Source organism: uncultured Thiodictyon sp., from assembly GCA_903837595.1.
GTDB lineage: Bacteria > Pseudomonadota > Gammaproteobacteria > Chromatiales > Chromatiaceae > Thiodictyon.
Genome location: CAILVI010000057.1, coordinates 1 through 5,659, shown reverse-complemented (window position 1 = coordinate 5,659; position 5,659 = coordinate 1). Strand labels below are relative to the sequence as shown.

Below are 5,659 nucleotides of genomic sequence, written 5' to 3'. Positions count from 1 at the left end.
GTAAAGGGCGTCAAAACGGGCTTGTTCGGTGGCGTTCAAGGCGGTACTCTCCTCGGCGAAAATCGCAACCGCCACAACGGCGTGGCGGCGAGGAAAGTATGTGGCGGGCGGTCATCTGCCGCGGTAGCGGCTCCGTCCAACACGACGCAGCACCAACGGGCGGGGCACATGGCAGACATCCGCAAGCGGACGAGTCGCACGGGCGCGACAAGCTATCAAGTACGGGTAAGGCTTCGCGGCTACCCGCAGCAAACCGCAACCTTTGAGCGGCTAACCGACGCGCGCAAGTGGGCAACCCAGACAGAAGCCGCGATCAGGGAGGGGCGGCACTTCCAGCACGCGGAGGCGAAAAAGCGCACCGTCGCGGAAATGATCGACAGGTACACACAGGACGTGCTGCCGACCAAGGGCAAACAGAAATATACCCAGGGTCACCAACTGGACTACTGGCGCACCGAGCTAGGCCCCTACCTCCTAACCGACCTGACCCCGGATCGGATCGCCAAGGCGCGCGATAAGTTCGCGAAGTCCAAAACACTGCGCGGGACCATGCAACCGGCAACCGTGGTGCGGTATCTCGCGGCGCTGTCGCACGTCTGCACCGTGGCGGTGAAGGAATGGGGATGGCTGGACGATAACCCTTGCCGAAAAGTCACCAAGCCCAAGGAACCCCGCGGCCGGGTTCGCTTCCTGTCGGACGACGAACGCACTCGCCTACTGGACGCCTGCCGCCAGAGTAGTAACCCCTTCCTATACACGGCCGTCGTGCTGTCCCTGTCAACCGGTGCCCGGCGCATGGAAATAATGAGCCTGACCTGGCCACAAGTGGACCTTGAGCGGCGCGCGGCCGTCCTGCACGACACCAAGAACGGCGAGCGGCGCGTTTTGCCCCTGGCTGGCCCGGCCCTGTCCCTACTGCGCGAGCGTGCCAAGACCCGGGCGAAGGATACCGACCTGCTATTCCCCGGCAACACCCGCCGCAAGGCCGACGGCACCCTAGGGGAGATCAAGCCCGTTGATTTGGTCTTTGCCTTTCAGAACGCGATGAAAGAGGCGGGTATAGAGAATTTCCGCTGGCACGACCTGCGGCACAGTGCGGCAAGTTATCTGGCAATGAATGGGGCCAGCCTGGCAGAGATTGCGGAGGTCCTAGGACACAAGACGCTTGCCATGGTGAAGCGATACGCGCACATGAGCGAACCACATACAGCGGGAGTTGTGGAGCGGATGAATAAGGCGATATTTGGGGAGGGCGAATAGTGGAACCGCTACCCGATGCCTGGAAAAAGCCGCAGTACGGCTATCAAGAGGCCCTGCGCATTGTCGCATGGGCAAGGTATGGCGCCCCCCATCCTGGAACCGACGCCAAGCCAAGCCGTGAGGCGCGATGGAATGCCGACAGGGACATACAGCCGCTTATGAAGCGGGAAACGATAGAGCGGCCAGCGCCAGTCAGACGGGTTAGATATGTGTCTACTTGGGATAGCCCGTGGGGAAGTACAGGGTTTGGTAAGCCGGGACGGGGGTTAGCCGACAACAGGCCACCCCCTAGACCTGTTAGCTATACGGTCCCCTGGTTGCCTTATGAAGCACTGCTGACCTTATGTCCTGGCATATTCACAGAGGAACCGCCGGGCGGCACTGACGCACCGCAACGCGGACGACCCCCGACCCTGAATGATGCGGTAGACATGGCCGAAAGCCTGATGGCTGGGGGGGCCATACAGAAGCGCGCGGCACTGGTTGCCGCACAACATTACTTCCCGGACGAAGCAGAAAAAAAGGCCGGTTCTATTGAACGCCAATTGAGAGCCCGAAGAAAACGAAACGGCCAATAAGATGAATGGTCACAGCCGCTTAAATGCGGCTATTTTGTGTCTCGGGAGCCTGAAAAGCGGATAAATGATTTATCCGCTTTATCCGGTTTTATCCGCTCAAAATCGGGGCTAGCTTGTTTGTCGTGGCGCTACGGTCCCCCGTGGCGCACGTCCTAACACGACACGGAGAACGGCACCGATGCAGACCCACCACCAAGCGGCGAACCCCGCCGCCGCCCTGACCGCCGCAATCCAAGCGGCGATACAGGCCGCGCTACCCCCGGCGCCTGGTCCGGCCAGCGCACCCCAACCCGCACCAGTCCCACCCCGCACGATCTACACGGTCGGCGAACTGGCCGAAGCCGAACCCGCCTTGACGGTCGGCGGAATCCGCGCAGACCTGTTCAACCGGAAAAAGAACGGGCTTGCCGACTCTGGCGCAGTCATCCGGCGCGGCCGGCTGCTGCTGCTGCACCGCGAACGGTATATGACCTGGCTACTTACGCACGGACAGGAAGCCGCATGAACGCGCCCACCGTCGCCACCTGGCAGGCACGCGGCGAACACAAAATGACCGCGCAAGAAAAACGCCTTGACCCCGTGCGGGGGATCAAGGCGCTTGCTTTTTTCGGGAAATTGGGTTTAGTCTGTGCCGTCGCGGGGGTCTTTCTTGGCAGTGAGACCCCCGCGCAAAGCTTAGGCCGCTAGATTGGTAGCTGCTGTACACCGGCGCGAGAATTGTAGCCCATTGGGCTGCTTACGTCATGCCCCGCTTGGGGTCTGTCTCGCCTGTGCCCGCCTCCTTTCTACGGCCAATCATCCATTTTTCGGAGATTGGTCCACATGAAAACCTCCCTTTGCCCCCTGCACTCTGCCAACGCGCAGACCTGCCCCGTTGATGTAAACCTGACCGCGGGCGAGTACGCCCGACTTGAGGCCATCGCGACGGCGCTTGGTTGCCCCCTTGACCAACTGGCCCGGCGCCTGGTCATGCAACCGGTCAAGTGGGCTCTGTTGCTTATCCGTAATCGCCCGAATGTAACCGGCGAACTGGTTGCAGCCAACCCGGACCATTGCCCCGCCGCTGCCTGTGCCGATGCGCAGGACCACCCCCTTACCCTGTCCCTTGCCGCTGATGAGTTCGCCAAGCTGGCGGCCGTCGCGGCCGGCTATCTCGCGACCCCTGAGAACGTGGCCCGGACCTTCATTCTTGAGGCGTCCAAGTGGACGGCAACGATAAACAGCAAGCGCCTTGCTGGCCCCGGCGCCCTGGTTGTCGTGGGGGTGTCCCATGGCTAAGCCAGATTCCAACCGCGGCGAACGGCTCGCGATTTCATCGCGTGAAGAACTTGAGCGCGTACGCACTGAAATTGAGTGCATCGGCGCCCTGATCGAATTGGCCGACGAACTGCCCGCCATTGCTCAAACCGGACTGGCCAGCATTCTGACCCGTTGGAATACCACCTTGTCTAGCGTCCTGGTCGCTGAGGGTGCCCGCCATGACTAAGCCCACCACCACCAAGGCACCGACACCAAAGCCCATTGCTATCGACTATGAGGCCCCGAGTACCCCGGAAGATTTTTTCTTCAATAGCGCACCGCCCGGGGTTCTTGCCATCGACGCGCTTGAATGCGCCTTAGATCGCGCATCCGGCGTGCTGTCTCTGCTGATCTGTAACGGCGAAAACGTGAATACCGGGTTCACGCTGCACCATGGGAAAGTCATAGATTCCCTGTCGTGTGTCGCTGGCTTGCTGGAACAGGCACGGGTGATTGTGGCCCATGCTGCGGGGGCAACGCATGAATAGGCGAACGATCCCTCTCCCGTCTAACCGCCTCGCGTCAGAGATTTTTCTTCAAGATGTCTTTGCGGAAATCAGAGCGCGGCTTGCTCTGCTGGCGTCAATTGATATTGAGCTATTGCGAGGCCGCGGCATCGAATCGCTCGCATTCGCTATTGACGAGATTGACGACGCCTTAGAATTTCATCTGGCGAACCGCACCCCATGGGCACACGCGACCGACACCACGGGGGCCGACCATGACTAACCCCCGCTGCCGTCCTGTTTCCCACGAAAGGCCCCTAAACACTTACCTTTCTCAAGCGTTGCGTTTGGCAAAGCATACCGCCCAAGATGAGCTTGAACGCCTGACCCGCGATGCAATCAACGCGAAAGCCAAGCTGAAGGCGATAAAGAAAGACCAGCGCAAAGCTAAACGCGCGGCAAAACTGGCCGAACGCGCATGGATTGAAGCCGTAGAAGGTGGGTTATGAGTGCGCCCGACCTGGAACAACTCGCCCAAGCCAAGCGCACGGCCCGCGATGAATGGGAGCAATACGAGGCCGAAGCAAACGCCATTCGCGCCCAACTGACCGCCGCAGACCGCCGTGCCCGCCGTGCCTTGCGTGAATACGAGCGCGCACGGCTGGCCTATTCGGCTGCCGTGGATGGGCCAGAGGGTGAAGCATGACGAACGGCCCCCAAGGAGCGGGGGCACCCTCCCCCGCCACTTCCGGCGCGGGGCGGGTAGCCCCGCCGCCCGATGCCCCGCCGCCGCATCCCGCGCCAGATGCAGAAACCTTGCGTAATGAGATCCCGAGCGCGATGCAGTCGGCGCGGCGCTGGCTGGTATGGAAGCTGATTCCGCATAAGGAACCGGGCAAGAAGCCGCGCAAGGTCCCTTTCTATCTGGACGGGACGCAACGCCGCGGCGAGCTGGACGCGCCCGCAGACCTGGCCAAGCTCGGAACCTTTGATGAAGCCTTGCAGGTCTTGGCGACTGGCAATTATACGGGGCTGGGGTTCGCCTTGGGGGCTGACGGCCCGGGGTGCTGGCAAGGGATAGACCTTGACCATACCGACACACGCCCCGAGCTTGCCGCTCTAGTTGAGTTATTGCCTGGTTATGTTGAGTGGTCGCCCTCATTGACTGGCGTTCATGCGATTGGATACGGCTCCCCGGTGAAGGCGCTAGGCTCTAATCGTTCTGGCATCGAGGTCTATACGGCGGGGCGCTATTTCACAGTAACGGGTAACGCGATCGGCGGAGATATAGAGGACCTGTCCAAGTTCATCGGCGCGACCTTGGCCCCGCTTCACACGGTTGCTGTGGTGAGTGCTGACACGGCGACCCGCGGAGAACGCGCGGCGGACGCCCCTGCATCCCTGACCGATGCCAACACGGTGAAGGATTTACGCTCTGCGCTGGCGTCGCTGCGCTCTGATGAGCGGGAAACGTGGGTAAGGATCGGCCTAGCCCTGAAGTCTATGGGCGACACAGGCCGCGGGTTGTGGCTCGAATGGTCGCAAGGAAGTGAAAAGTACGACGCTGCCGACGCTGCCCGCGTCTGGGAGTCCTTCAAGCCAACGGCTACCGATCCGCGCGCGGTATTCGCGGAGGCGCAACGCGGCGGATGGGTCAACCCGAAAAAGAGCGTTTCCCGGGAAACGCCCGCGCCTGTCGTGCCGATCGCGCCCCGCGTGCCCGTCCAGGCCGCGGCAACCGCAAAACCTGATGACTGGCCAGAACCCGCGGACCTGTCCGCGGGTATCCCGTCGGCGCCTTACCCAGTTGATGCGTTTCCCGAGCCCGCACGGAGTGCTGTTATTGAATATCACAGGTTCGGGCGTCAACCGCTTGCGCTGGTTTCATCGTCGGCACTGGCTCAAATGGCGCTTGCCGCTCAAGCCCTGGCAGACGTGTCCTTCCGGCAAGCCTGCATGAATTCCGCGCGCTGGTCCGGTAACGTGGGAGCCCCGTGTCGTTGGCGACCGGAAAGTGCGACGTTGTCGCTGTTGGGGCGGGCGGCAGGCAGTAGCGAAGTGGTGGCGTCTGGCGGC

General features: G+C 61.7%; 11 protein-coding genes. All 11 read left to right on the top strand.

All coding sequences use genetic code 11. The features are described 5' to 3' along the window. Window positions 1–1,260, top strand: a 1,260-nt coding sequence (locus QZY44_RS03045; RefSeq protein ID WP_295442070.1) for a site-specific integrase, incomplete at its 5' end; no start/stop codon positions are given. Window positions 1,261–1,691: 431 nt separating this feature from the next. After that, window positions 1,692–1,838: a hypothetical protein gene (locus QZY44_RS03040; protein ID WP_295442067.1), complete on the top strand. Its 147-nt coding sequence runs from the start codon at window positions 1,692–1,694 to the stop codon at window positions 1,836–1,838. A gap of 178 nt (window positions 1,839–2,016) precedes the next feature. Then, a complete protein-coding gene (locus QZY44_RS03035) occupies window positions 2,017–2,343 on the top strand; it encodes a hypothetical protein (RefSeq protein ID WP_295442064.1) in 327 nt (108 codons plus the stop codon). Continuing rightward, window positions 2,340–2,525 carry a hypothetical protein gene (locus tag QZY44_RS03030; protein ID WP_295442062.1) on the top strand — a complete coding sequence of 62 codons (186 nt, stop codon included), beginning with the start codon at window positions 2,340–2,342 and terminating at the stop codon, window positions 2,523–2,525. Before QZY44_RS03035 ends, QZY44_RS03030 begins: the two co-directional genes overlap by 4 nt. Before the next feature lie 135 nt (window positions 2,526–2,660). Further along, a complete protein-coding gene (locus QZY44_RS03025) occupies window positions 2,661–3,116 on the top strand; it encodes a hypothetical protein (RefSeq protein WP_295442059.1) in 456 nt (151 codons plus the stop codon). Continuing rightward, on the top strand, window positions 3,109–3,324 hold the full coding sequence (locus QZY44_RS03020; RefSeq protein ID WP_295442056.1) for a hypothetical protein: 216 nt from the start codon (window positions 3,109–3,111) through the stop codon (window positions 3,322–3,324). Before QZY44_RS03025 ends, QZY44_RS03020 begins: the two co-directional genes overlap by 8 nt. Then, complete coding sequence (locus tag QZY44_RS03015) at window positions 3,317–3,625, top strand: hypothetical protein (RefSeq protein WP_295442054.1); 309 nt, start codon at window positions 3,317–3,319, stop codon at window positions 3,623–3,625. The genes QZY44_RS03020 and QZY44_RS03015 overlap by 8 nt, the downstream gene beginning before the upstream one ends. Then, window positions 3,618–3,866, top strand: a complete 249-nt coding sequence (locus QZY44_RS03010; RefSeq protein ID WP_295442052.1) for a hypothetical protein — start codon at window positions 3,618–3,620, stop codon at window positions 3,864–3,866. The genes QZY44_RS03015 and QZY44_RS03010 overlap by 8 nt, the downstream gene beginning before the upstream one ends. A gap of 64 nt (window positions 3,867–3,930) precedes the next feature. Continuing rightward, window positions 3,931–4,092, top strand: coding sequence for a hypothetical protein (locus QZY44_RS03005; RefSeq protein WP_295442050.1), 162 nt, complete (start codon window positions 3,931–3,933; stop codon window positions 4,090–4,092). After that, complete coding sequence (locus tag QZY44_RS03000) at window positions 4,089–4,289, top strand: hypothetical protein (protein ID WP_295442047.1); 201 nt, start codon at window positions 4,089–4,091, stop codon at window positions 4,287–4,289. Before QZY44_RS03005 ends, QZY44_RS03000 begins: the two co-directional genes overlap by 4 nt. 110 nt (window positions 4,290–4,399) lie before the next feature. Then, on the top strand, window positions 4,400–5,659 hold a 1,260-nt coding region (locus tag QZY44_RS02995), incomplete at its 3' end, for a PriCT-2 domain-containing protein (RefSeq protein ID WP_295442045.1).